Source organism: Salmonella enterica subsp. enterica serovar Typhimurium str. LT2 (genome assembly GCF_000006945.2).
Classification (GTDB): domain Bacteria; phylum Pseudomonadota; class Gammaproteobacteria; order Enterobacterales; family Enterobacteriaceae; genus Salmonella; species Salmonella enterica.
In genome coordinates this window covers 1,693,303-1,717,514 of sequence record NC_003197.2, presented here as the reverse complement: position 1 = coordinate 1,717,514, position 24,212 = coordinate 1,693,303, and the positions used below count along the sequence as shown (strand labels likewise).

The 24,212-nt window shown below is 52.6% G+C and carries 24 protein-coding genes and 21 other annotated features; of the genes, 12 read left to right on the top strand and 12 right to left on the bottom strand.

Annotated elements, in window-relative coordinates:
- Nucleotides 1–10: 10 nt before the first annotated feature.
- Nucleotides 11–16, top strand: a ribosome-binding site (putative RBS for trg; RegulonDB:STMS1H001824).
- Nucleotides 11–1,642, top strand: a protein-coding gene (trg, locus tag STM1626) for a methyl-accepting chemotaxis protein III (protein ID NP_460585.2). Within the gene, nucleotides 17–1,642 belong to an annotated coding region; the region does not span the whole gene. It overlaps the preceding feature by 6 nt.
- A gap of 60 nt (nucleotides 1,643–1,702) precedes the next feature.
- Here the strand turns inward: trg and ydcI are convergent.
- Nucleotides 1,703–2,626 (bottom strand): putative LysR family transcriptional regulator, encoded by a 924-nt coding sequence (gene ydcI, locus STM1625; RefSeq protein NP_460584.1) that lies wholly within the window; start codon nucleotides 2,624–2,626, stop codon nucleotides 1,703–1,705.
- A gap of 276 nt (nucleotides 2,627–2,902) precedes the next feature.
- Nucleotides 2,903–2,908, top strand: a ribosome-binding site (putative RBS for STM1624; RegulonDB:STMS1H001823).
- On the opposite strand from ydcI, the gene STM1624 reads away from it, so the two are divergent.
- The 5 genes from STM1624 (at nucleotide 2,903) to STM1620 (ending at nucleotide 9,679) form a co-directional block, all read left to right on the top strand.
- The gene (locus STM1624) for a putative cytoplasmic protein (protein ID NP_460583.1) occupies nucleotides 2,903–4,262 on the top strand. Within the gene, nucleotides 2,919–4,262 belong to an annotated coding region; the region does not span the whole gene. It overlaps the preceding feature by 6 nt.
- Nucleotides 4,263–4,303: 41 nt before the next feature.
- Nucleotides 4,304–4,309 (top strand) — a ribosome-binding site (putative RBS for STM1623; RegulonDB:STMS1H001822).
- Nucleotides 4,304–5,819, top strand: a protein-coding gene (locus STM1623) for a putative carboxylesterase (protein NP_460582.1). Within the gene, nucleotides 4,311–5,819 belong to an annotated coding region; the region does not span the whole gene. (Overlaps the previous feature by 6 nt.)
- A gap of 201 nt (nucleotides 5,820–6,020) precedes the next feature.
- Nucleotides 6,021–6,026: a ribosome-binding site (putative RBS for ydcG; RegulonDB:STMS1H001821), on the top strand.
- The gene (gene ydcG / locus STM1622; protein ID NP_460581.1) for a putative periplasmic glucans biosynthesis protein occupies nucleotides 6,021–7,694 on the top strand. Within the gene, nucleotides 6,039–7,694 belong to an annotated coding region; the region does not span the whole gene. (Overlaps the previous feature by 6 nt.)
- Nucleotides 7,695–7,889: 195 nt before the next feature.
- On the top strand, nucleotides 7,890–8,465 hold the full coding sequence (locus tag STM1621) for a putative periplasmic protein (RefSeq protein ID NP_460580.1): 576 nt from the start codon (nucleotides 7,890–7,892) through the stop codon (nucleotides 8,463–8,465).
- A 6-nt stretch (nucleotides 8,466–8,471) separates the two neighbouring features.
- Nucleotides 8,472–8,477, top strand: a ribosome-binding site (putative RBS for STM1620; RegulonDB:STMS1H001820).
- The gene (locus tag STM1620; protein NP_460579.1) for a putative oxidase occupies nucleotides 8,472–9,679 on the top strand. Within the gene, nucleotides 8,477–9,679 belong to an annotated coding region; the region does not span the whole gene. (Overlaps the previous feature by 6 nt.)
- 46 nt (nucleotides 9,680–9,725) lie before the next feature.
- Here the strand turns inward: STM1620 and STM1619 are convergent.
- The 8 genes from STM1619 to STM1612 form a co-directional block, all read right to left on the bottom strand.
- Nucleotides 9,726–10,171 (bottom strand): cryptic aminoglycoside resistance gene gene (locus STM1619; protein NP_460578.1). Within the gene, nucleotides 9,726–10,163 belong to an annotated coding region; the region does not span the whole gene.
- Nucleotides 10,163–10,970, bottom strand: a protein-coding gene (locus STM1618) for a putative DeoR family transcriptional repressor of sgc operon (RefSeq protein ID NP_460577.1). Within the gene, nucleotides 10,163–10,954 belong to an annotated coding region; the region does not span the whole gene. The genes STM1619 and STM1618 overlap by 9 nt, the downstream gene beginning before the upstream one ends.
- Nucleotides 10,166–10,171: a ribosome-binding site (putative RBS for STM1619; RegulonDB:STMS1H001819), on the bottom strand. Its footprint overlaps the gene before it by 6 nt.
- Nucleotides 10,965–10,970, bottom strand: a ribosome-binding site (putative RBS for STM1618; RegulonDB:STMS1H001818). It lies within the gene STM1618.
- The gene (locus STM1617) for a putative ribulose-phosphate 3-epimerase (protein NP_460576.1) occupies nucleotides 10,970–11,614 on the bottom strand. Within the gene, nucleotides 10,970–11,602 belong to an annotated coding region; the region does not span the whole gene. The genes STM1618 and STM1617 overlap by 1 nt, the downstream gene beginning before the upstream one ends.
- Nucleotides 11,609–11,614 (bottom strand) — a ribosome-binding site (putative RBS for STM1617; RegulonDB:STMS1H001817). Its footprint overlaps the gene before it by 6 nt.
- Nucleotides 11,614–12,067, bottom strand: a protein-coding gene (locus STM1616; protein NP_460575.1) for a putative sugar specific PTS enzyme II. Within the gene, nucleotides 11,614–12,051 belong to an annotated coding region; the region does not span the whole gene. The genes STM1617 and STM1616 overlap by 1 nt, the downstream gene beginning before the upstream one ends.
- Nucleotides 12,062–12,067, bottom strand: a ribosome-binding site (putative RBS for STM1616; RegulonDB:STMS1H001816). Its footprint overlaps the gene before it by 6 nt.
- Nucleotides 12,068–12,182: 115 nt before the next feature.
- Nucleotides 12,183–13,004, bottom strand: a protein-coding gene (locus STM1615; protein NP_460574.1) for a putative nucleoside triphosphatase. Within the gene, nucleotides 12,183–12,989 belong to an annotated coding region; the region does not span the whole gene.
- Nucleotides 12,999–13,004, bottom strand: a ribosome-binding site (putative RBS for STM1615; RegulonDB:STMS1H001815). It overlaps the preceding gene by 6 nt.
- Nucleotides 13,003–14,327 (bottom strand): putative PTS system enzyme IIC component gene (locus tag STM1614; RefSeq protein ID NP_460573.1). Within the gene, nucleotides 13,003–14,316 belong to an annotated coding region; the region does not span the whole gene. The genes STM1615 and STM1614 overlap by 2 nt, the downstream gene beginning before the upstream one ends.
- Nucleotides 14,322–14,327: a ribosome-binding site (putative RBS for STM1614; RegulonDB:STMS1H001814), on the bottom strand. It overlaps the preceding gene by 6 nt.
- The gene (locus STM1613; protein NP_460572.1) for a putative PTS system, enzymeIIB component occupies nucleotides 14,327–14,614 on the bottom strand. Within the gene, nucleotides 14,327–14,608 belong to an annotated coding region; the region does not span the whole gene. Before STM1613 ends, STM1614 begins: the two co-directional genes overlap by 1 nt.
- The gene (locus STM1612; protein ID NP_460571.1) for a putative cellulase protein occupies nucleotides 14,605–15,735 on the bottom strand. Within the gene, nucleotides 14,605–15,723 belong to an annotated coding region; the region does not span the whole gene. Before STM1612 ends, STM1613 begins: the two co-directional genes overlap by 10 nt.
- Nucleotides 14,609–14,614 (bottom strand) — a ribosome-binding site (putative RBS for STM1613; RegulonDB:STMS1H001813). (Overlaps the previous gene by 6 nt.)
- Nucleotides 15,730–15,735: a ribosome-binding site (putative RBS for STM1612; RegulonDB:STMS1H001812), on the bottom strand. It lies within the gene STM1612.
- Before the next feature lie 192 nt (nucleotides 15,736–15,927).
- Nucleotides 15,928–15,933: a ribosome-binding site (putative RBS for rimL; RegulonDB:STMS1H001811), on the top strand.
- On the opposite strand from STM1612, the gene rimL reads away from it, so the two are divergent.
- The gene (rimL, locus tag STM1611; protein ID NP_460570.1) for an acetyl transferase occupies nucleotides 15,928–16,479 on the top strand. Within the gene, nucleotides 15,940–16,479 belong to an annotated coding region; the region does not span the whole gene. (Overlaps the previous feature by 6 nt.)
- On the opposite strand, the gene ydcK is transcribed toward rimL, so the two are convergent.
- The gene (gene ydcK / locus STM1610; protein ID NP_460569.1) for a putative nucleoside-diphosphate-sugar pyrophosphorylases occupies nucleotides 16,476–17,469 on the bottom strand. Within the gene, nucleotides 16,476–17,456 belong to an annotated coding region; the region does not span the whole gene. The two genes, rimL and ydcK, sit on opposite strands and share 4 nt — an antisense overlap.
- Nucleotides 17,464–17,469, bottom strand: a ribosome-binding site (putative RBS for ydcK; RegulonDB:STMS1H001810). Its footprint overlaps the gene before it by 6 nt.
- Before the next feature lie 93 nt (nucleotides 17,470–17,562).
- Here ydcK and tehA point away from each other — a divergent pair.
- The 3 genes from tehA (at nucleotide 17,563) to STM1607 (ending at nucleotide 19,983) form a co-directional block, all read left to right on the top strand.
- The gene (gene tehA / locus STM1609; protein ID NP_460568.1) at nucleotides 17,563–18,576 is read left to right on the top strand and encodes a K+-tellurite ethidium and proflavin transport protein; all 1,014 of its coding nucleotides are present in this window, start codon (nucleotides 17,563–17,565) and stop codon (nucleotides 18,574–18,576) included.
- Nucleotides 18,553–18,558 (top strand) — a ribosome-binding site (putative RBS for tehB; RegulonDB:STMS1H001809). It overlaps the preceding gene by 6 nt.
- Nucleotides 18,553–19,159 (top strand): putative methyltransferase gene (tehB, locus tag STM1608; protein ID NP_460567.1). Within the gene, nucleotides 18,563–19,159 belong to an annotated coding region; the region does not span the whole gene. The genes tehA and tehB overlap by 24 nt, the downstream gene beginning before the upstream one ends.
- Nucleotides 19,160–19,301: 142 nt before the next feature.
- Nucleotides 19,302–19,307 (top strand) — a ribosome-binding site (putative RBS for STM1607; RegulonDB:STMS1H001808).
- Nucleotides 19,302–19,983 (top strand): putative outer membrane lipoprotein gene (locus tag STM1607; RefSeq protein NP_460566.1). Within the gene, nucleotides 19,315–19,983 belong to an annotated coding region; the region does not span the whole gene. (Overlaps the previous feature by 6 nt.)
- A 53-nt stretch (nucleotides 19,984–20,036) precedes the next feature.
- Here the strand turns inward: STM1607 and STM1606 are convergent.
- Nucleotides 20,037–21,224, bottom strand: a protein-coding gene (locus STM1606) for a putative benzoate membrane transport protein (RefSeq protein NP_460565.1). Within the gene, nucleotides 20,037–21,215 belong to an annotated coding region; the region does not span the whole gene.
- Nucleotides 21,219–21,224: a ribosome-binding site (putative RBS for STM1606; RegulonDB:STMS1H001807), on the bottom strand. (Overlaps the previous gene by 6 nt.)
- A 70-nt stretch (nucleotides 21,225–21,294) precedes the next feature.
- Nucleotides 21,295–21,300 (top strand) — a ribosome-binding site (putative RBS for ydcN; RegulonDB:STMS1H001806).
- Between STM1606 and ydcN the strand changes: the two genes are divergently transcribed.
- Nucleotides 21,295–21,842 (top strand): putative oxidoreductase gene (gene ydcN, locus STM1605; RefSeq protein ID NP_460564.1). Within the gene, nucleotides 21,306–21,842 belong to an annotated coding region; the region does not span the whole gene. (Overlaps the previous feature by 6 nt.)
- A 60-nt stretch (nucleotides 21,843–21,902) precedes the next feature.
- Nucleotides 21,903–21,908 (top strand) — a ribosome-binding site (putative RBS for ydcP; RegulonDB:STMS1H001805).
- The gene (ydcP, locus tag STM1604; RefSeq protein ID NP_460563.1) for a putative collagenase occupies nucleotides 21,903–23,885 on the top strand. Within the gene, nucleotides 21,921–23,885 belong to an annotated coding region; the region does not span the whole gene. It overlaps the preceding feature by 6 nt.
- Here the strand turns inward: ydcP and yncJ are convergent.
- Nucleotides 23,886–24,127 (bottom strand): putative periplasmic protein gene (yncJ, locus tag STM1603; RefSeq protein ID NP_460562.1). Within the gene, nucleotides 23,886–24,116 belong to an annotated coding region; the region does not span the whole gene.
- Nucleotides 24,122–24,127, bottom strand: a ribosome-binding site (putative RBS for yncJ; RegulonDB:STMS1H001804). (Overlaps the previous gene by 6 nt.)
- Nucleotides 24,128–24,212: the final 85 nt, after the last annotated feature.

Sequence of the window (24,212 nt, the reverse complement as noted above, 5' to 3'; positions counted from 1 at the left end):
AAGAGAGTCGACGGTCATGGGCAACACATTCTCGATGCAAGCCTCGCATAAACTGGGCTTCCTGCATCATATTCGGCTGGTTCCGCTGTTTTCCTCCATTCTCGGTGGCATCCTTCTTCTTTTTGCTTTGAGCGCCGGGCTGGCAGGCTATTTTCTGTTACAGGCCGATCGCGATCAGCGTGATGTCACGGACGAGATTCAGGTACGGATGGGATTATCCAACAGCGCTAACCACTTACGTACCGCACGTATCAATATGATCCACGCTGGCGCGGCGAGCCGGATTGCTGAAATGGATGAAATGAAAGCCAATATTGCCGCTGCGGAAACGCGGATCAAGCAGTCTCAGGACGGCTTTAACGCTTATATGTCCAGAGCGGTGAAAACACCCGCCGATGACGCGTTAGATAACGAGTTAAACGCCCGCTACACCGCCTATATCAACGGCCTGCAACCGATGCTGAAATTTGCCAAAAATGGCATGTTCGAAGCGATCATTAATCATGAAAACGAGCAGGCAAAACAACTGGATGCCGCATATAACCATGTCCTGTTGAAAGCGATTGAACTGCGCACCGAGCGGGCGAGACTACTTAGCGAGCAGGCTTACCAACGTACCCGGCTCGGTATGATGTTTATGATTGGCGCATTTACGTTGGCGCTGGTATTGACGTTAATGACCTTCATGGTGCTGCGTCGCACGGTGATACAACCCTTGCAGCAGTCTGCGTCACGTATCGAACGCATTGCGGCCGGCGATCTGACCATGGCTGACGAGCCCACAGGACGCAGTGAAATTGGTCGCCTGAGCCATCATCTTCAGCAGATGCAGCATGCGTTGCAACAAACGGTAGGGGCGGTGCGTCAGGGGGCGGAGGAAATTTATCGAGGCACCAGCGAAATTACCGCTGGTAATACGGATTTATCTTCTCGTACTGAACAGCAGGCTGCCGCCATTGAACAGACCGCGGCCAGTATGGAACAGTTGACGGCAACCGTTAAGCAGAATGCGGATAATGCGCATCACGCCAGCAAACTGGCGGAAGATGCTTCCGGTAAAGCCAGCCGCGGAGGCCAGATGGTTTCCGGGGTCGTACAAACGATGGGGAATATTTCCACCAGCTCGAAAAAAATCTCGGAAATTACCGCCGTCATTAACAGTATCGCTTTCCAGACCAACATCCTGGCGCTGAACGCGGCGGTCGAGGCGGCACGCGCCGGGGAACAAGGACGCGGTTTTGCGGTGGTCGCCAGTGAGGTTCGTACCCTCGCCAGTCGCAGCGCGCAGGCGGCAAAAGAGATTGAAGGCTTGATCGGCGCATCGGTCAGCCTGATTGAACAAGGATCTGAAGAGGTTATCGCTGCGGGGAGCACCATGAATGAGATTGTGGATGCCGTCAAACGCGTCACCGATATTATGCTCGACATCGCGGCAGCCTCTGATGAGCAAAGTCGCGGTATTGTTCAGGTCAGTCAGGCTATTTCTGAGATGGACAGGGTTACGCAACAAAACGCGTCGCTGGTCGAAGAGGCGTCCGCGGCGGCAGCTTCGCTTGAAGAACAGGCTGCCCGCTTGACGCAAGCCGTTGATGCGTTTCGTTTACATGATACTGGCGCGACGATGCGATCATCCTTCCTTTAGTAAGCGTCGCGCCAGCGGGCTATTTTAGCCGCGGGCGCGTTTATTCTCCGACAGCCGCTATCACAGCGGCATCGATTTACGGATCGCCGCAATCAGCATTTGCGCCCCGGTTGAGAGCGGGATATCAACTCGCGTAAGAATACCTATCGGCTCGCCCGCGCTCTGGGTCGGCACGGGTAATGAGACCAGCGTCGCCTGGCGAAGATCTTCTTTAACCGCGCCAGAGGGGACGAACCAGACGTAATCGTAATCTACGGTCAGTTGTCGTGATAACGATGCGGATAGCGTTTCGATACATCCGGCAGGCATTTTACACCCCTGGCTTTGCAACAGGGCTTCCGCATTCTGGCGCGGTACCGTGCCTTTTGGCGAGACGACTACCGGCCATTCCATAACCCGGCTGAGCGTGATCGTCTCCTGTAACAGGGGATGACCGGGGCGTACCACTAATTTAAGCGATTCTAAAAACAGCAGTTCGTAATTTAAACCGCCCATTAATTCCGGGTCTGACATGCGGCCAATACCCAGATCGATCTCGCCTGATTTAAGACCCGCAAGCAACATCGTATTGTTCATGGTCGCGACCTGTAACGAGGTCGATTTTTGCTGTTGATGGAACCGCCCAATAGCCGCCGGGAGTATACCCAGCGCAGCGGTGGGGAGCGCGCCAACACGCACCACATCGGCGCTAGCGTCCTCTTTGCGATTCAGCGCCTGCCCGGCGGTATTCAATGCATCTAATACTTTTACCGCATGAGTCAAAAATTGTTCGCCAGGAACCGTTAATTGCGCGCCCAGTCGCCCGCGTTCAAACAGACGGGTTCCGGTGAGTTGTTCCAGTTCGTTCAGCGTTTTAGAAAGCGCTGGCTGGCTCAGGTTAAGAGTTTCAGCCGCGCGCCCCAGAGTTCCCTGTTGCGCAACGGCGACAAATGTATGAAGGTGGCGCAACCGAATGCGCTGACTAAACAGACCATTTTTTTCCATAAGCGATGTTAAAAACAGAGCCGTGCGGGTGACAAGTAAAGTTGTTTGTTTTTGATAACCTGATAGCAAAATATTATTAACATTTTACCATTTCAAGTTACAACTGTTTTATTTTACTGATGATTCAACTGCCGTTAAGCGTGTTAAGCCGCGATCTGGTCGGGGATATGCCAGCTCATGTCAATCCGTTCTGCATAATGAATTCAGGTCGGATCACACTTTATAAATTCTTCTCCCCGGAATGGATGAGGTTTTCTACACTCCAGGTAACATTCACTGGAGGCATGACATTATGGCGAACACCATCACGGCAGATGAGATTCGGGAACACTTTTCGCAGGCAATGTCGGCAATGTACCAGCAGGAAGTTCCGCAGTACGGTACGTTACTGGAACTTGTGGCTGACGTGAATCTGGCGGTGCTGGAAAATAATCCCAAACTGCATGAGCAGTTGGCTAATGCCGATGAACTGGCGCGATTGAACGTGGAACGACATGGCGCCATTCGTGTTGGCACCGCAGAAGAACTTTCTACCTTGCGTCGGATATTCGCCATCATGGGGATGTACCCAGTAAGTTATTACGATCTCTCTCAGGCGGGCGTGCCTGTGCACTCCACGGCATTTCGTCCCATTGACGAGGCTTCGCTCTCGCGTAATCCCTTTCGCATGTTCACTTCGCTATTACGCCTGGAGCTCATTGAAAACGCGGCATTACGCCAGCGGGCGGCGGAAATCTTATCGCAGCGTGATATTTTTACATCGCGCTGCCGACAATTGCTGGATGAGTACGACGAGCAGGGCGGTTTTAGCGCTGCTCAGGCCGAAGAGTTCGTCCGTGAAACGCTGGAGACTTTTCGCTGGCATCGTCAGGCTACCGTTGATGAAGAAACGTACCGCAGCCTGCATCGTGAGCATCGTTTAATTGCCGACGTGGTCTGTTTTCCGGGATGCCACATTAACCATCTGACGCCGCGTACTCTGGATATCGACCGGGTACAGGCCATGATGCCGGAGTGCGGCATTACGCCTAAAATTCTTATCGAAGGTCCGCCTCGCCGCGAAGTGCCTATTCTGTTGCGGCAAACCAGTTTCAAAGCTCTGGAAGAGCAGGTGCTCTTCGTTGATGAAAAGCAGGGTACGCACACGGCGCGCTTCGGCGAAATTGAGCAACGTGGCGTCGCGCTGACGCCAAAAGGTCGTCGATTATATGACGAACTGTTGCACAAGGCGGGAACGGGTAAGGATAACTTCACGCATCAACTCCATTTGCGGGAGGTCTTTAACGCCTTTCCGGATAGCGAATTTCTGCTTCGCCAGCAGGGGCTTGCCTGGTTCCGCTATCGCTTAACGCCTTCCGGCGAGGCGCATCGTCAGGCGATCCATCCTGGCGACGATCCGCAGCCGCTTATTGAGCGCGGTTGGGTAATCGCGCAGCCGATTACCTATGAAGATTTTCTTCCGGTCAGCGCAGCCGGCATTTTTCAGTCGAATTTGGGAGATGAAACGCTGGCCAGAAGCCACGGCAATGCCAGCCGCGACGCCTTTGAACAGGCGCTGGGATGTGCAGTACGGGATGAATTTTCGTTATATCAGGAAGCGGAAGAACGCAGTAAACGCCGTTGCGGTCTGCTTTAAAAGCGGTAAGCTTCACAGGCTGTGAGGATACTGTAAAAGGAAGGCGTTATGTTGAATCCCTCCATCCCGTTGGTGGAGACGCGTCACGGTAAAATCGTGGGCGTCGTACAGGAAGAAATCCATATCTGGCGCGGTATACCTTATGCCGCGCCGCCAACAGGGGAGCTACGCTGGCGTGCGCCGCAGCCTGTTACGCCCTGGCACGACGTGCGCCAGGCGGATTGTTTCTCCTGCGCCAGTTGGCAGGATATTACCTGGTGTCGCGAACTCGGCGGCGGCGATCCGGGAAATTTTTCCGAAGACTGTCTCTATCTGAACGTCTGGGCTCCCGCCGTGCGTCATGAACCGTTGCCGGTCATGGTCTGGCTACACGGCGGCGGTTATACCATTGGCGCGGGGAGTTTGCCGCCCTATGACGGTCAAGCGCTGGCGAAGCGCGGCGCGATCGTGGTGACGGTCAATTATCGGCTTGGCCATCTGGGCTTTTTCGCGCATCCGGCGCTGGAAGGCGAAGAGGCGGAGTGTATTCATAATTTTGCTTTACTCGATCAAATCGCTGCGCTGCGCTGGGTGCAGGACAATATTGCCGCGTTTGGCGGCGATACGCAGAATGTGACGTTATTTGGCGAATCCGCCGGCGCCCGCAGCGTGCTGTCGTTGATGGCTTCGCCGTTGGCGAAGGGGCTTTTTCATAAAGCGATTATTCAGAGTGGTTATACGCTGCCGGATACGCCCCGCGAGGTGGCGCTAAAAAAAGGCGTTGCGCTGGCGGAACATCTTGGTTTAGCCCATGCCACTGCCGAACAGCTACGCGCTTTACCGGCAGAGACGTTTTGGCCGCTGGACGCGCCTTTTAAAATTGCGCCGACGCCGATTTCCGGCGACGTCGTGCTGCCGCATCCGATGCTGGAAACCTTCTTTGCGGCGAAACAGCATCCGATACCGGTGATGATCGGCTCGAATAGCGATGAAGCCAGCGTATTGGCCGTTTTTGGCGTCGATATTGCCGGTCAAATTCAAAAAATGCGCCGTGAGCGGCGTGTTGGCCTGGGGTTAATCCGGCTGCTTTATCCTGGAGTGAAAGGCGACGAAGCGCTAGGGCGGCAGGTCTGTCGGGATATGGTATTTACCACGTTGGGTTATGTCGTCATGCAAGCGCAGCAGCGGATCGGCGAACCGTGCTGGCGTTACTGGTTTGATTATGTCGCCGAAGCGGAGCATAACACCTACGCGAATGGTGCCTGTCATGGCAATGAAATACCGTATGTATTCGATACGTTAACGCGGGCTGAGCCCACATGCCATTATGTGAATGAGAATGACCTGGCCTTTGCCTCGCAGGTGGCGGATTACTGGGTGAATTTCGCTCGTCATGCCAGCCGCACGCGCGACGTGCTGCACGGCCCGGTTCGCTGGCCCGCCAGCATTCGGGGGCGAGATCGTCTGTTGCGGATTGGGCTGAACAAACTTGCCGGTTTTAAAGTGGAAAACCGCTTTATGCGTGCGCGTCTGGCGCTGTTTAAACGAGTCATGAAACATCACGTTAGTCTGGAATAAACTTTTCATAACCTGAAGAATGCTGCGTGAGGTTTACATCCGATTCGGTCGGTTCTTATCGACATAAAATATTTACGCTTTTGCACAGTTTCCAGGCGACCAACAATTGGATTATTAATGAATTTTGTCTAGAGTGAGCGGTCAGAAACGGGCACATTCTTGCTGCTGAAAAAACCAGCGCGGGACCATTCACAAGACCAGAAGGACTCATTTTCAGGTATGAATCGTAGACGATTTATTAAAGGTTCAATGGCAATGGCCGCCGTGTGCGGTTCCAGCGGTATTGCTTCCCTCTTTTCTCAGGCGGCGTTTGCCGCGGAATCCGATATTGCGGATGGTAAAATTGTCCGTTTTGATTTTGCTGGTCTGCAATCAATGGCCCAGGCGTTAGCGAAAAAGCCCTGGGGTGGCGCGCCGGGACCCTTGCCGGATACGCTCGCCAATCTGACGCCGCAGGCCTATAACAGCATTCAGTATGACGCGGCGCATTCACTCTGGAACGGTGTTGCCAACCGGCAGCTCGATATTCAGTTTTTCCACGTAGGGATGGGCTTTCGTCGTCGCGTACGCATGTTTTCCGTTGATACGACGACGCATCTTGCTCGCGAGATTCATTTTCGCCCGGAACTGTTTAAATACAACGATGCCGGCGTCGATACGACGCAACTGGAAGGGCAGAGCGATCTCGGTTTCGCCGGTTTCCGTGTCTTTAAAGCGCCGGAACTGGCGCGGCGCGATGTCGTCTCCTTCCTGGGCGCCAGTTATTTCCGGGCGGTAGATGATACTTATCAGTATGGCCTGTCGGCTCGCGGGCTGGCGATAGATACCTATACTGACGGTCAGGAAGAGTTCCCTGACTTCACCGCATTCTGGTTTGACACCGCGAAGCCGGGCGATACTACGTTTACCGTTTACGCTCTGCTGGACAGCGCCAGCGTGACGGGCGCGTATAAATTTGTGATTCATTGCGAAAAATCGCAGGTGATCATGGATGTAGAAAACCATCTCTACGCCCGTAAAGATATTAAGCAACTTGGCATTGCGCCGATGACCAGTATGTTTAGCTGTGGGAATAATGAACGCCGGGTATGCGACACCATTCATCCACAAATTCACGATTCCGATCGGCTGGCGATGTGGCGGGGTAACGGCGAGTGGATTTGCCGCCCGCTGAATAATCCGCAGAAATTGCAGTTCAATGCATATATGGACGATAACCCGAAAGGGTTCGGCCTGCTGCAACTCGATCGCGATTTCTCGCATTATCAGGATGTGATGGGGTGGTACAACAAACGTCCGAGCCTGTGGGTGGAGCCGCGCAATAAGTGGGGGAAAGGCGCGGTTAGCCTGATGGAGATCCCAACCACTGGCGAAACTCTGGATAATGTGGTCTGTTTCTGGCAGCCGGAAAAAGCGATCAAAGCCGGGGATACGCTGGCGTTCAATTATCGTTTGTACTGGAGCGCGCAGCCGCCGGTACAATCGCCGCTTGCGCGGGTCATGGCGACCCGTACAGGGATGGGCGGCTTTCCCGAAGGTTGGGCGCCGGGCGAACATTACCCGGATAAATGGGCGCGCCGTTTTGCTATTGATTTTGTCGGCGGCGATCTGAAAGCGGCCGCGCCAAAAGGCATTGAGCCGGTAATTACGCTCTCCAGCGGTGAGGCGAAGCAGATTGAGATCCTCTACGTTGAGCCTTTCGACGGTTATCGTATCCAGTTTGACTGGTATCCGACCTCGGATTCTACGGCACCGGTGGATATGCGTATGTTCCTGCGCTGCCAGGGGGAGGCTATCAGCGAAACCTGGCTGTATCAGTATTTCCCGCCCGCGCCGGATAAGCGCCGTTATGTCGACGATCGTATCATGCGTTAGTCAGTTTGCCTTCTGTACCGCCACAAAGGCGGTACAGGTTGCGGAAATAGCCCTGACATAAACTCATTCGTGAGCTGCTGTTTTTGTGACACGGCCTTTTCATCGTTCTATTTTTGCAACAGTCCTTCCTGTTTATCCCTCTCGATCCTGCGTACAGGGGACATTAAGATAGCTTCACCTTATTTAAGATATAAAGTGAATATAATGAAAAAGAGTTTTCTTGGTGCTCTCCTGTCTCTGGGTTTATTAAGTGCTGCTCATGCAGATGTATATAAATTTGATAATACGCATACCAATGCGGTATTTAATATCGATCATTTCCAGACCTCAACCAATCATGGCGGGTTTTATGCTATTAGCGGCGAACTGAAATATCAGCCGGAAAAGCAAGTCGCAGAGATGCGTGTGACGATTCCCGTAAGCGCCTTAAATACCGGGGTGGATGCGTTTGATAACCATATCCGCAGTAGCGATATTCTGGATGCGGAAAAATATCCAGAAATGGTATTTAAATCAACAAAATGGCATTTTGAAGATAATAAACCGGTTTCTATTGACGGTTTGCTAACAATGAAGGGAGTAACGAAGCCCGTCACCTTAACCACCACCAAGTTTGGCTGTTATATGAGCCCGATATTCAAGGCGCAGGTTTGCGGTGGTGATTTTGTCACGCAAATAGATCGCACCCAGTGGGGGATAGATTATCTGGTCGATATGGGGATGACGAAAGTTGTCGATATAAAAATCCAGGCAGAAGCGGTTAAGCAATAAAGGGAATAATGATGAAAACTCATCACCTCATTCGGGTAGTGGCCTCGCTGGCAATGTTGGCAACATCAGGCCTGGCTTATGCTGAAGAGTACAAAGCCAGTACGGACGAAAAAGCAATAAAAATGACGAACGTAGCCTCCCTGGAAGCGCGCGTTCAGGCCAAAATGGAGAAAGGGGCATTTGGTTATATTCGCGGTGGAGCCGAAGATGAGAATAACCTTCGCAGCAACACCGAAAGCTTTGACAAAAAATATATTATGCCGCGCGTATTACAGGGCATTGAGTTAAAAGAGATCGATTTATCAACGCAGCTACTGGGTATTCCGCTTAAAACGCCTATAATCCAGGCACCGATGGCGGCGCAGGGCCTGGCCCACGCCTCCGGAGAGTTGGCGACGGCGAAAGGCATGGCGCAGGTCGGTTCGATTTTCTCGTTGAGCACCTATGGCAACAAGACCATCGAAGAGGTGGCTAACGTTTCCGGGAAAAATCCGTTCTTCTTCCAGCTTTATATGAGTAAGAATAATCAATTTAACGAATTTATTCTTGCACAAGCGGTAAAGCATGGCGCTAAAGCGATTATTCTGACCGTAGATTCGCCTGTCGGTGGTTATCGGGAAGAAGATATTAAAAATAACTTCCAGTTCCCGTTGGGCTTTGCAAACCTGGAAATGTTCGCCAGAAAAAATGACGATGGTTCAAAAACTGGCAAAGGAGCAGGGATAAGTGAAATTTACGCGCAGGCTAAACAAGCCTTTACGCCGGAGGATATTGCCTATGTACATCGTATTTCCGGTCTGCCGGTTATCGTAAAAGGCATTCAGTCGCCGGAGGATGCTGAAATTGCTATCCAGGCCGGGGCCGCAGGAATATGGGTTTCTAACCATGGTGGCCGTCAATTAGACAGCGGGCCGTCCTCATTCGATATGCTTCCTGCGATTGCAAAAGTCGTCAACAAGCGAGTGCCTGTTATTTTTGACAGTGGAGTACGCCGTGGTTCGCACATATTCAAAGCGTTAGCCAGCGGGGCGGATATTGTGGCGGTTGGCCGGCCTGTATTATACGGTCTTAATCTTGGCGGCGCTCAGGGTGTGGCATCAGTGATTGAACAGCTAAACAAAGAGCTGACAATTAACATGATGTTGGGTGGCGCCAGAAATATTGAACAAGTGAAAACGACACGCTTGTTAACTGAAAAAGATCTGCCCCAGTAATATAAAGGTCGGGTACTATACCCGACCTTTTCCTGTATGATTTCCCTCAACAACGCTTTCGGTAGAAAATGACGCGCTCTGTTTCCTCAAATCCTAACGCCTGATGAACTTTCTGGGAAATTGTATTTTCCGGCGAGGTATCGGAGGCCATTTCCCGACACCCTTTATTCGTTCCCCATCGTTGCACCGCTGCAATCAATTGTTTCGCTACGCCGCGTTGACGGAATGAGGGGAGAACAAAAATACCTTCAAGGAAAACCACGGGCGAACTGTCACAGCCATTGACATAATCGTGGCGGATTGAGGCATCCGCAAAGCCAATCGCCACCCCGTCTGCCATCGCAATAAATGATGCCAGATGATCGGCTTGCAGAATTTCTTCGCCGTCCGCCAGATGGGCGTCATCCGGGTGACCAGGCCAGAGCTGTTTTCGCAATCCGCGCCAGTGATCCAGATGGGTTCTGTTCATTTGCCTGATGTCCATTAACGCGCTCCTGATGAGGGGTCTGACATGATGAGACGGCATCCCGCCTGCTGATAACGTCGGGCGATAGCAGACGGGAGCGCACTGTCGCTAAGAATGGTAGTAATACAGGACAGCGTCGCCACCGCATGGGGTTCTACAGTATCAAACTTTGAGTGATCGGCCATCAATATGACCTCGCGTGAGCGCTGAATAATGCGCGTTTTAACGCCCACTTCAAACATGGTAGCGTTGGTGATGCCCGTTTCAATCGACAGCGCATCGCAGGAGATAAAGGCGCGTTCAACGGCAAAGGCGTTAATCATCTCCAGCGCCAGACTCTCGCCCACCGAAAAGTAACCGGGGCGAATCAGTCCGCCGATAATGTAACTCTCTACGTGTGGGAAGCCACCCAGTTCATTAGCGATTTTGATGTCATTGCAAATGACTTTTACTTTGGCGTCGACCAGACATTTTGCCAGTTCCAGACAGGTGGAGCCGGAGTCGAGAAAAAAGCAGTCTCCATCCTTGATGAACGTGCGGGCGAGGGCGGCGATTTCGCGTTTCGCCTCGCTTTGTAACGTTCGCTTAACGTCGAAAACATATTCTTTATCTTCCGTACTGTCGTCGAAGTCAATACAACCATGGCCGCGAACCATACCGGGATAACGGCTGGCAATATAGTGAAAATCCCGGCGCACGGTTGCCTCTGCATAGCCAAAAAGCTCAATAGCTTGCTGTGTTGAGAGGTGCCTGTGTTGCCAAAGGTAATGCAACATCTGTTTGATACGGTCGGGGCGCTGTTGGCTCATCAGCATATGACTCCTTTATAGCGCGGTGAATTGTGACAACGTCACATCATAGTTCGCCGTCGTGAATAACGCCCGGCCAATCACCAGATGCTGTGCGCCTGCGGCGGCAAGCAGCCGTGCGGCGCGAAGTGTAATACCGCCGTCCGCCCAGCATTCCGCAGCAGGGAAATGCTCTCTGCCCTGGCTCACTTTTTCACACATCGCGGCGATAAATTGCTGTCCGCGTCCGTCGGGTTCGCTGGTCATGATCATCAGCGCATCCAGTTGCAATGCCAGATAACGATAAGGCAATAGCGGCGTTGCCGGGTTAAGCGCCAGTCCTGCTTTCGCCCCGATAGCGCGAATATCCGCCAGAATCTCCGGGGGGTTTTGCACGCTTTCGGCATGAATGAAAATCCAGCCGGGGCGGATAGCTGCAAGCCAGGGTAACCAGCGTTGCGGCGATGAGACCATCAGGTGAAATGAGAGCGGATGGCGAGTGTATTGTGCGACCGCCTGAATGGTTTTCATACCGAAGGTAATATTATTGATGAAACTGGTATCTTCGATATCCAGATGCAGCGAGCCGAGAGGCGCATCGTGTAAAGCGGTCAACGCCTCGGCATAGCGCAGCGGATCGGCGGAGGCCAGTGAAGGGTGCAGGATCATCGGAACCTCCATCAGCGCAATGCGGTTAATTGCGCGAAAAGCGCGGCATCATTTGGCGCATCTTGCAACATCGCGACGCTTTCCGGCGAGTCGAGCCACTGGCTGATGCGTTGAATGGTGCGAATATGTGCTTCGGCATCCGTGGCGCTGGCGCAAAGCAACAGCCAGATGGGATCGCAATCCGCATTGCCGAAAGCGACCGGCGTTGATAGCGTAGTGACGCTGATTTGATTATGGTTGGCGCCTTGCTCTGGTCTGGCATGGGGCAGCGCAATCCCCGGCGCGATAAGATAATATGGCCCCCATTTAAGGGTGTTCTCAATAATACCGTCCAGGTAGCAGGGGGCCGCCGCGCCGAACGTAATCAGCGGACGAACGGCGATATCCAGCGCGTGTCGCCAGTCGCTGGCATGGCGTTGCGCCTGAACCCACTTAACATCATTAATCATCGATCGTTGACTCCTTGCCGGTTCGGGTTACTCTGGAACCGATCCCCGGCGTGTCTTTTGGCGAAGGCGACGGAGATCGGCAGAAGAGTTATCGCTCTCTGCAGGGGATAAGCGTTTTGCTTATCCCCATTTTATTGTCGGATATGGCGTACTTTCTCCATAAACTTCGCCACGCGCGCCTGGTCGACAAAGTTGGCGAAGACGCCGTCTTTTTTAAACGTGGTTGCCGTTACGCATCCGTCGGCAATGCAGAGCTGCTCCTCGACGTTTTCCAGACACACCCCGGTATTCGCCAGCACGACCGTGTCGGGGACGGTCTCTTTTACTCGCTTCAGTATGGCGCTATCCGTGCGAGCGCCCGCCGTCAGCCCCGAGACGCACAGGGCATCGGGGTTATTGTTAAATACGGTCGATTTCGCAATTGAACAGACATCGCGGTTTCCCAGATACACCGCCGCTTCCGGAACGATGTTAAACAACGTTTTCACGTGGCCTGCGCCGATGCGATGCTGATGGCGAATGGTTTCGCCGACATTCGTATCCCAGACGCCAAAATCGCTGGCGTAAGCGCCGGTGAAAATTTCGCGGATAAATTTTGCGTCGGTCGCCATCGCCAAATCAAACGAGGCCACAGGGTCCCACAACACGTTTACCCCAAACGGTACGCGGATTTCACTCATTAACTGACCGATGATTCTTGCCATCGCGGCGGTCGTTTCCGGTCTGACTTTCGTTAAATAAGGCAGACTAAATTCGTTGGAGAACATCACCGCATCCACGCCGCCATTTTGTAGCGCCATTAAATCGTCATGGGCGCGGTCAATTACCCAGTTCATGCCTTTCCTGGTATCGAACCCGGGATCGCCCGGCAACGCCCGTAAATGGCACATGGCGATAACGGCTTTTTCTGTTCCTATTACCTCTTTTAGCCAACTCATTCTGGGTTGCTCCTTATTCCGGTAGTTCACGTTTACGTAAGACAAGTATGATGCTGGCGACAATGCCGACCACAATAACCACGCCAATCATGCCCAGCGACATCAATTCAGATATTGACCAGCCAAACATATTTCCCACCGACAGCGCGGTAATTTGCGCGTTTTCAGCGGCGAAGCTAAAGCCGCCTTTGAGCGCCATATCGGTAAAGTACGGTGCGAACTGGGTGGCGATCAGCAGAACGGTAATCATGACAATGATGCCGCTGAGCAGAGTACGAATCAGATCGCCGCGATGAATAACCGTGGCCATGCAGATAAAAAACGGCGCAACCGGTAAATCAGCCAGCGGCAGGACTTTATTGCCCGGCAGTATGCTCGCCAGAATTAACATGATGGGAATTAACAGCAGTCCAACCGCGATGGTGGTCGGGTGGCCTAACGTCACTGCGGTATCCAGACCGATAAAGACTTCGCGCCCTTTAAAGTGTTTCTGGAAGAACTTACGCGCGCCGTCGGAAATGGGCATTAATCCCTCAACGATAAGGCGAATCATGCGCGGAAACAGCACCATAATCGCCGCCACGGTAATCATTAAGGTTGCGCACCCTTTAAAGCCTTCGCCTGCGGCAAGTCCGAAGATCAGCCCGAGAACAACGCCAATGATCACCGGGTCGCCAACCATCCCATACCGTTTTTGGATCTCCTGAGCATCAATATTGCGTCCTTTCATAAACGGTATTTTTTCGTATATCGCATCCAGCAATACGAACAACGGCACGGAACTGGAGCCATACCCTTGCGGAATAGAAATCCCTTCCAGACCCACAATGTTCTGTACCCGTTTCGCCGTCCAGTCGGCCATTTTCAACGACAAGGCGGCGTGGCAAATCGCGCCCAGTACGCCATAAATCAGACTGCCGGTCATCAACTGGACGACCGTTCCGGTAATGGCGTAGTGCCAGTAGTTATAAATATCAACGTTCATGGTTTTGGTCAGACGAGTCACCAGCATACCGACGTTGAGCAGAAAGATAACGGGAATGATCATCGCGCCGATGGCCGTCGCATAGCCGACGCCGGATGCGGGCCCGGCGCCGACGTCAAACACATGCAGCGTCAGGCCAAAACGCTCAATCATCACTTTAATCGGCGGACTGAGACTGTCGATCGCCATGACGATCACCAACCCCATGCCGACAAAACCGATGCCGACCGTCACCCCGGCTTTCACTGCCTGCAGCCAGGGAATACGAAAGATTAAGCCGATGATAATCATAATGATGGGCACAAAAACGGTGCCGCCGAGAGACAGGATGTAATCAAACATAATGCCCCCTTTATTGTGTTAACAGCGCCTTGATTTCTTGTTTTAATGCGTCGTCGTTGATGCCTGTCAGCAGGGCGGCGCCGTTGAGCGTCGGGATGCCATAGTCACTGTGCGTACGCATGGACGTTACGATGAGATCCATACCGTTACAGTTCAACGGGATCTCATTCAGACAACATTGCGCCGTGGTTGCCGCAATGCCTTGCTCCGCAAGAAAGTCCTGCAGTTTTTGTGCAATCATGGTTGATGTCGACATGCCGGTACCACATGCCACAAGGATCTTTTTCATCATGGTCGTGCCTCTTGTGTAGCGCCTGTTTCAGGCTCAATGGGAAACTGTTCTGGCGACATGTTGGCCAGCGCAGTCAGTAAACGGATACAATCAGCCAGGTCGCGCAGGCTGGCGACTTCGGCTGGCGAGTGGGTATAGCGGCAGGGAATAGAAAGACTGGCGCAGGGAATACCGTCCAGTTCAACCTGAATGTAGCCGGTTTCGGTGATGACGCCTGGCGCGACTTCACGCTGTACGGGAATATTATTTTCGTGCGCGGTGGTCTCCAGCATCCGCAGCAAACGCGGCGGCGTAATCAGTCCCGCCAACGTACCGCGTCCGTGATAGTTCAGACAGGTGATGCCGACGCCGTGGTTGACCCGCACATCTGAGTAATCCTGCAGGTCAGGCGTGTCGCAGGAGGGGGTGATATCAATACCAATCGCCAGGTCGGGGCGCACGCGTCGTAAAACGGGAATAATGCCGCGAATATTGAACTCTTCCTGTACCGACGCGACCAGGAATACCGCGATATCAAGCGGTGTGGAGGCGAGGGCCTCGGCGACGCCCAGTAGCGCCGTACACCCCAGCCTGTCATCCAGCGCCTTACTGCATACCAGGTCGTTGCCCAGACAGTGCGGCGGGTTGTAAAGGGTTACTGGCGTCCCCACCTGAATACCCATTCGTTCGGCATCCGCTTTATCTTTTGCGCCGATATCAATCCAGAGTTTATCGAGCGCGGGTGGCTGGGTGCGCTCGTCACCCTTCGCGAAGTGATATGCTTTAATACCGATACAGCCCATGATATCGCCTGAACGTCCGGCAAGCGTCACAATCGAACCGGGCATAGTAATTTGCGCCGGGCCGCCTACGCGTTCAAAACGTAAAAAACCGGAGGGTTCGATCTTGCGTACCATAAAACCCACTTCATCCATATGCGCAAAAATCATCAGGCGAAGCGCGTCGGGTTTATCGCTGCCATAACGGGCGACGACATTGCCTAAGCGATCCCGCCAGACGTCTTTGGCCTGCTGTTCAAACGCGTGCTGCATAACGTTTGCAATACTGTTTTCATGTCCTGAAATCCCGTTTAGCCGCAGTAAAGAAAAAAGCGTTTCCTGCACAGAAAAGGTCATTGGCGTCTCCGTGGTGATAAAACAATCAGTCGTTGAGCGTTTTATAGGCGGAGAATGGTTGGATAAGTGTGAAATGTGTCACGCGGAAATACGCTAAATATGGCCAATAAAAAATAATGTGATGGCGATACAATAAAAACGCTCATATCACCTGCGGGTTATCGGTAAACCAGGCTATTTATGTGATCACGACCAACAACGAAGAAGGGCAACGCGATGGTGGAAATTATTCCTGTTAGCACGACGCTGGAACTGCGAGCGGCAGATGAAAGTCATGTTCCGGCGCTGCACCAACTGGTACTCAAAAACAAAGCGTGGCTACAACAGTCGCTCGACTGGCCGCAATATGTCACGTCGCAGGAGGAAACGCGTAAGCATGTGCAGGGTAATATACTGTTGCACCAGCGTGGTTACGCCAAAATGTACCTGATTTTCTGCCAGAATGAGATGGCAGGCGTACTCTCATTTAATGCCATCGAACCGATAAACAAAGCCGCCTATATCGGTTACTGGCTGGATGAGTCCTTCCAGGGACAAGGGATAATGTCGCAATCATTACAGGCGCTGATGACACATTATGCCCGGCGCGGCGATATTCGGCGCTTCGTCATTAAATGCCGCGTTGATAATCAGGCCAGTAACGCAGTCGCACGGCGCAACCATTTTACGCTGGAGGGCTGTATGAAGCAGGCGGAGTATCTTAACGGCGACTATCACGACGTTAATATGTATGCCCGCATTATTGATGCGGATTAAAGGGAACCGACTAAGGGGGTACGCGTAATACGATCCTCGCCATTGATCACTTTTGGGCCGCGCAGGTGAATAGTATTGCCGTCAAAGGCTATAACCGTCGCCCGTCCGCTAATCTCGACCTGGTGCTCAATCAGAATTTCGCCCTGTATACAGGCCTGGCCTTCAATCAGCACGCGGTCGTCCAGTAAAATCGGGCCTCCGCGTATCTCAGCATGTCCGCCTACCAGCACATGATGTTTTAACACACAGTTGCCTTCGATTAACGCATGTTCCGCTACCTGCGAGCTGTAGCGAAGGGTAGGGATAGCATCTTCCTCTGTGCCGGCGATAACCCGCGCATGGCCATAGACTTTGGCGCAGTCACAGATCCAGACATTATTGTCTTTGTTGCCTTCGATGAGCGCGAAATCAAAGACCTCCGCCCGGTGCTCAATAAAAGCGAGAGTGATAGTGGCGTCGCCATAAAGCTGTACCTGATGGACAATCCGCGAATGGTTCACGGTGGCGCGATCGTAAATTTGTAAAATCTGCGCATGTTCATGCGTTAGTCCCTGAACGGCGAGAATTTCTGACTGGTTTAACACGCGGGCATCGCCATAAATCGCACACTCTCCGCGCACGGAAGAGGACTGAATGGTGACGTTGTCACTTATCCGCGCGCCATCGCTGATATCAGAGCGATCAATCCAGACGTTATCGCCTATTCGCACGTTATTGTAGAGCGAGCACGGCTGCGTGATACGCGCGTTACCCGTAATTTCCGTGCCCGCAAAGGCCATCGCGTTTTCATCATAAATCCAGCAATCCCCCTGTTGTGACAGCACATTACCGGCATCAACCCAGCCGCCGGAGGTTCCGGCTTTAACATCGTTAAAATCCGTTACGGCAATAACTTGTCGTAATAAGACGCTTTTCTTCTCACCGTCTACCTGATAAGTAAAAGCACGAGGTTCTTCACTCAGTCGATATTTGGTCATAGGGAAATTCCGTGTGAACGATTAAGATAACCGTAGCAAAGGTACTGGCGAAACAACCAGAAATTCCATAAAATGCATTTCAAATATACTTTATAAATTAAACAAAATGCGTAATCACAAGCAGAGCGATCGCGTGCTCAATCTGCCTGCGGGCTATTTTGGCATCGTCCTTGGCACTATCGGTATGGGATTCGCCTGGCGTTATGCCAGCCAGATATGGGGAATAAGCCACTGGCCCGGCGACATCATGGTGATCCTGGCGATGATTATTTGGGCACTCTTGACCCTGGCGTTCCTTAGCCGTCTGGTGCGCTTTCCCCATAGCGTGATGGCTGAAGTGCGACATCCGGTAATGAGCAGTTTTGTCAGCCTGTTTCCCGCCACCACGATGCTGGTCGCGATCGGTTTCGTTCCCTGGTATCGCCCGTTGGCCGTTGCGCTATTCAGCGTGGGGGTCGTCATACAACTGGCGTATGCCGCCTGGCAGACGGCGGGACTTTGGCGCGGAGCGCATCCGGAAGAAGCGACAACCCCAGGACTTTATCTGCCCACGGTAGCGAATAATTTTATCAGCGCTATGGCCTGTGGAGCGCTCGGTTACAATGATGCCGGACTGGTGTTTTTAGGCGCAGGCGTCTTTTCGTGGTTAAGTCTGGAGCCGGTTATTTTGCAGCGACTGCGTAGCTGCGGCGAATTACCGGCGGTGCTGCGTACGTCGCTGGGTATCCAACTGGCGCCCGCGCTGGTCGCCTGTAGCGCCTGGCTGAGCGTCAATGGCGGGGAGGGCGACACGCTGGCGAAAATGCTATTCGGCTACGGTCTGTTACAGCTTTTATTTATGCTGCGATTAATGCCCTGGTATTTATCACAACCGTTTAATGCTTCCTTCTGGAGTTTTTCGTTCGGCGTTTCCGCGCTGGCGACCACGGGGTTACATCTTGGTCACGGTAGTGAATCAGGGCTTTTCCATATTCTGGCCGTCCCGCTGTTTATTTTCACTAACGCTATTATCGCTTTATTGCTGGTTCGTACATTTCTATTGCTGGTGCAGGGGACGTTGCTTATTCGCACTGAGCGCGCTGCACTGTTGAAAACGGAGGAAAAAAATGACCGTTCGTGACGAAAATTACTTTACTGAGAAATACGGTTTAACCCGCACGCATTCGGATGTGCTGGCGGCGGCAAAGGTTGTCGCGCCAGGCCGAACGCTGGATTTAGGATGTGGCAATGGCCGTAATAGTCTGTATCTGGCCGCGAACGGTTATGACGTTACCGCGTGGGATAAAAATCCGGCCAGTATGGCTAACCTTGAGCGTATTAAAGCGGCAGAAGGGCTGGATAATCTGCAAACCGACCTTGTCGATCTGAATACATTGACCTTTGACGGCGAATACGATTTTATTCTCTCGACGGTGGTTATGATGTTTCTTGAGGCGCAAACCATTCCCGGTTTAATTGCCAATATGCAACGCTGCACAAAACCCGGCGGGTATAATTTGATTGTTGCGGCAATGGATACGCCGGACTTTCCCTGTACGGTGGGATTCCCGTTCGCTTTTAAAGAAGGCGAATTACGCCGCTATTACGAAGGATGGGACATGCTGAAATACAACGAAGATGTCGGCGAGCTTCACCGCACGGACGAAAATGGCAACCGTATCAAACTGCGCTTTGCTACGATGCTGGCGAGAAAAACGGCCTGAGCGATGCAAGTTCTGTAAGTCTCGCTGCGTTCGGCATTTTTTTGTCGGGCGCCGCGTTCAAATTGTGCTGTCGTTACCATTTTTAGTGCATCCAGAATGATTTCGTTTTGCTATTATTTCCTTTGCATCATTGCGAAGACTAAAGGGATCGTTTCATGCGTACTCATACTTTATTTAAAGTTGCAGTGCTTACTGGCTTGCTGGCGTTATCCGGCTGTGCGTCTAAAGTCACACAGCCGGATAAGTATTCTGGATTCTTAAAAAATTATTCGGACCTGCAGGAAACTACCTCCGCCACGGGGAAACCGGTGTTGCGCTGGGTAGATCCACATTTCAATGACTCTAACTATGACAGTATTGTTTACAATCCGATAACATACTATCCCGTCCCCAAACCAACGACCCAGGTCGGGCAGCAAGTTCTTGATAAACTGCTGGCTTATACGAACACTAAAGTAAAATCAGCAATTGAACAGCGCAAACCGCTGGTCACGACGCCAGGGCCGCGCAGTTTGATTTTCCGCGGGGCGATTACGGGCGTGGATACCAGCAAAGAAGGGCTGCAATTCTATGAGGTGATCCCTGTAGCGCTGATTGTGGCGGGCACGCAAATGGCGACGGGCCACCGGACCATGGATACCCACCTCTATTTTGAAGGTGAGCTGATAGATGCCGCGACCAACAAGCCGGTCGTCAAGGTAGTACGCCAGGGTGAAGGTAAAGACCTGAGCAATTCCAGTACGCCAATGGCGTTTGAGACGTTGAAACAGGTCGTGGATGATATGGCGACGGATACCTCTATGTTTGACGTTAATAAAAAATAATTCTGCGGCGCCATCGCAAGATGGCGCAAACCCCGGCAGATTAGCGGCCACCATCAGCCAGACAACGATGGGCGGCGCGTTCTCGTTAATACTGCGTAGCCTATTCCGCCAGCGATCAACCCCCAGAATGCCGATCCGATGCCCATCAGCGTTAGCCCGCTGGCGGTGACGAGAAATGCGATAACTGCCGCGTCACGCTCACTTTCGTGAGTAAGCGCCTGATACAGGCTACCGCTAATCGTACTTAACAGTGCCAGACCAGCCAGCATTTGCACCCAGCTAACCGGCAGGGCGACCATCAGCGCGGTTATCGAACCGCCAAACCACCCGGCAAGTAAATAAAAAACGCCTGCGGCGGCGGCCGCTAACCAGCGACGCGTTGGATCGGGGTGCGCGTCCGGGCTTTGACAAATGGCGGCTGTAATGGCGGCAATGCAGATAGAATAAACGCCAAATGGCGAAAGCAGCAGCGCCAGCAACCCGGTAAAAATCATTAACGGAGAGACAGGAAGCTGATAGCCAGACGCCTTCATTGTGGCGACGCCGGGGGCGTTTTGCGATGCCATCGTCACCAGGAAGAGCGGTACCGCGACGCTCAGGCTTTGAGCGAATGAAAAGTGGGGGGGAACGAAGGTGGGCCACACCGGCGCGAAATGAATACCGCTCATCGCCACCTTACCCTGGATGAGCGCCACCGTTATTCCCATTACCATGGCAGCAATAACGGCATAGCGGGGCGCGAATACTTTAAAGAGTAGCCACGCCAATAGCATACCGCCGCACATGACAAACTCTCCGTTGAGCGTCCCGAACGCCTGCAGGCCGAAGCGTAGCAGTATTCCCGCCAGCATTGCGGCGGCAAGAGAATGGGGGATTATCCGCATCAAACGCGCAAACAATCCCGTGACGCCGCACAGCACAATCAGGGCATTGGCGACAATGAATATGCCCACGGCGTCTGGCAACGATAATCCCTGAAGCCCTGTTACCAACAGAGCGGCGCCAGGCGTTGACCAGGCGGTTAAAACCGGCGCACGATACCACAAGGTTAACGTTAGTGTGCTTATGCCCATGGCTATACCGAGGGCGGTCATCCAGCCGGCGATCTCTGCGGGTGTTGCGCCAGCGGCAAGCGCCGCCTGCCAGATAATGGCGGCGGAACTCGCATAGCCGACCAGAACGGCGACCAGACCAGATAATACAGTAGGTAACGGCAGTGATAACAGACGCATGATCGCCTCTTGTGCGTTATAACGGTCAGTCAATGTAGCATTGTGCGTTATAGCGTACAAGTGATACGCTATGGCCTTACAGGGGGGAAAATGGATAACCTGACACACTATCTGGCGACCACGTTAAGAACGTTACGCCATCAGCGAGGCTGGAGTTTATCGCGTCTGGCGGAGATCTCCGGCGTCTCAAAAGCCATGTTGGGGCAGATAGAGCGTAATGAATCCAGTCCGACAGTCGCAACGCTGTGGAAAATTGCGACGGGCCTGAACGTTCCATTCTCAGTGTTTATTTCGCCGCCGCAGGCCGAATTTCCTCCGACCTTCGATCCCCAGCAGCAAGCGATGGTAATCACACCGTTGTTTCCATGGGATCCTGAACTCTGTTTTGACTATTTTTCCCTATTGCTGGCGCCTGGCACGGTCAGCGAATCAACGCCGCATAAAGCCGGCGTTATCGAACATGTGGTGGTGATTCAGGGTCGGCTGGACATGTGTACTGGTGGGGTATGGCAAACCATAGACGCCGGTAAAGGTTTGCGTTTTGCCGGCGATACGGCGCATACCTATCGCAACAGCAGTGACCAGACGGTTCATTTTCACTCGCTGATCCATTACCCACGTGATTAAGCGGGAAAACTATTTCGTTAGTTTGCGCTTCTGACTACAATAGCCGCCATTTCGCTTCTATTGGATAAGAACGACTGTATGCGCCAGCAACCTCACTATCTCGAATTGTTAAGTCCGGCCCGTGACGCCGCAATTGCTCGCGAAGCGATTTTGCATGGCGCAGATGCCGTCTACATCGGCGGACCCGGTTTTGGCGCACGTCATAACGCCAGTAACAGTCTGCGCGATATCGCCGATCTGGTTCCGTTTGCTCACCGTTACGGCGCCAGGATTTTTGTCACGCTGAATACTATTCTGCATGATGATGAGCTGGAGCCCGCGCAGCGGTTAATCACCGATTTGTACAACACCGGGGTGGATGCGCTGATTGTGCAGGATATGGGCATTCTGGAACTGGATATCCCGCCGATTGAGCTTCACGCCAGTACACAGTGTGATATTCGCAGCGTGGAAAAAGCGAAGTTTCTTGCCGATGTCGGTTTTTCACAGATTGTACTGGCGCGCGAACTTAATTTGAGTCAGATAGCGGCTATTCATCAGGCTACTGACGCCACAATTGAGTTCTTCATTCATGGCGCGCTGTGTGTCGCTTATTCTGGGCAGTGTTATATCTCTCATGCGCAAACCGGGCGCAGCGCCAATCGGGGCGACTGTTCGCAGGCCTGTCGTTTACCGTATACGTTAAAAGACGATCAGGGGCGGGTGGTCTCTTACGAAAAACATTTGCTATCGATGAAAGATAACGACCAAACGGCTAACCTCGGCGCGTTGATCGATGCAGGCGTACGTTCCTTCAAGATTGAAGGGCGCTATAAAGACATGAGCTATGTCAAAAACATCACCGCGCATTATCGTCAGATGCTGGACGCGATTATCGAGCAACGTGGCGATCTGGCGCGTGCGTCGGTTGGTCGGACCGAACACTTTTTTGTTCCCTCCACGGAGAAAACCTTCCATCGCGGCAGCACCGACTATTTTGTTAACGCGCGTAAAGGTGATATTGGCGCATTTGATTCACCAAAATTTATTGGCTTGCCGGTAGGTGAGGTGCTGAATGTGGCGAAGGATTATCTCGACGTAGAAGCTACGGAGCCGTTGGCGAATGGCGATGGTCTGAACGTGTTGATTAAGCGTGAAGTGGTAGGTTTTCGCGCCAATACGGTGGAGAAAACCGGTCATAACCGCTACCGCGTTTGGCCAAATGATATGCCTGCCGACCTGCATAAAGTCCGTCCGCATCATCCGTTGAATCGTAATCTGGATCATAACTGGCAGCAAGCGCTGACAAAAACCTCCAGTGAGCGCCGTGTGGCGGTTGATATCATGCTGGGCGGCTGGCAGGAACAGCTTATTCTGACGCTGACCAGTGAAGACGGTGTCTGCATCACGCATACGCTTGATGGGGTATTTGAGGAAGCCAACAACTCTGAAAAAGCGTTGAATAACCTAAAAGCCGGACTGGCGAAGCTGGGACAGACGCCTTACTACGCGCGTGATATGCAGGTGACATTACCGGCGGCGTTGTTCGTGCCAAATAGCCTGCTCAATCAGTTCCGTCGGGAGGCGATTGATATGCTTGACGCGGCGCGGCTGGCCCATTATCAACGAGGTCGTCGGAAACCCGTGGCGCAGCCTGCGCCGGTCTACCCGCAAACGCATCTCAGCTTTCTCGCTAATGTCTACAACCACAAAGCGCGGGAATTTTATCACCGTTACGGCGTACAATTGATTGATGCGGCCTATGAGGCGCATCAGGAGAAGGGCGAGGTACCGGTCATGATCACCAAACACTGCCTGCGTTTTGCGTTCAACCTTTGTCCAAAGCAGGCGAAAGGAAATATTAAGAGCTGGAAAGCCACGCCGATGCAGTTGGTGCATGGCGATGAGGTACTGACGCTAAAATTCGACTGCCGCCCTTGCGAAATGCATGTCATTGGCAAAATTAAAAACCACATCTTAAAAATGCCCCAGCCCGGCAGCGTTGTCGCTTCAGTGAGCCCTGAAGCGCTGATGAAAACGCTGCCGAAGCGCAGGGGCGTTTAATTAACGAAAATAGCTTTCTGGTTTGCGCGATTTCTGCCAGTTGTGGTGCTCGCGCAAGCCTTCCGCGGATTCTTCCGCTGCCGCCCGTAATTCATCGCTGTCGGCTTCGTGTCTAAGCTGGTGCCCTCCCGTCGCAAACCATACGAATGCGTGGTCTTGCTGTTTCGCCAGTAACTGGCCTGAAAACAGCGCACAGGTCAGTAAAACTACTGATAACGTTTTTGTAAGCATCATGCCACCTTCCAGTTACGTCGTGAGGCTATGATGCCAATAATTTCTTTGAGTTATTATTCCACACTTCAAATTAGCGAAAACGGTTTGTCAATA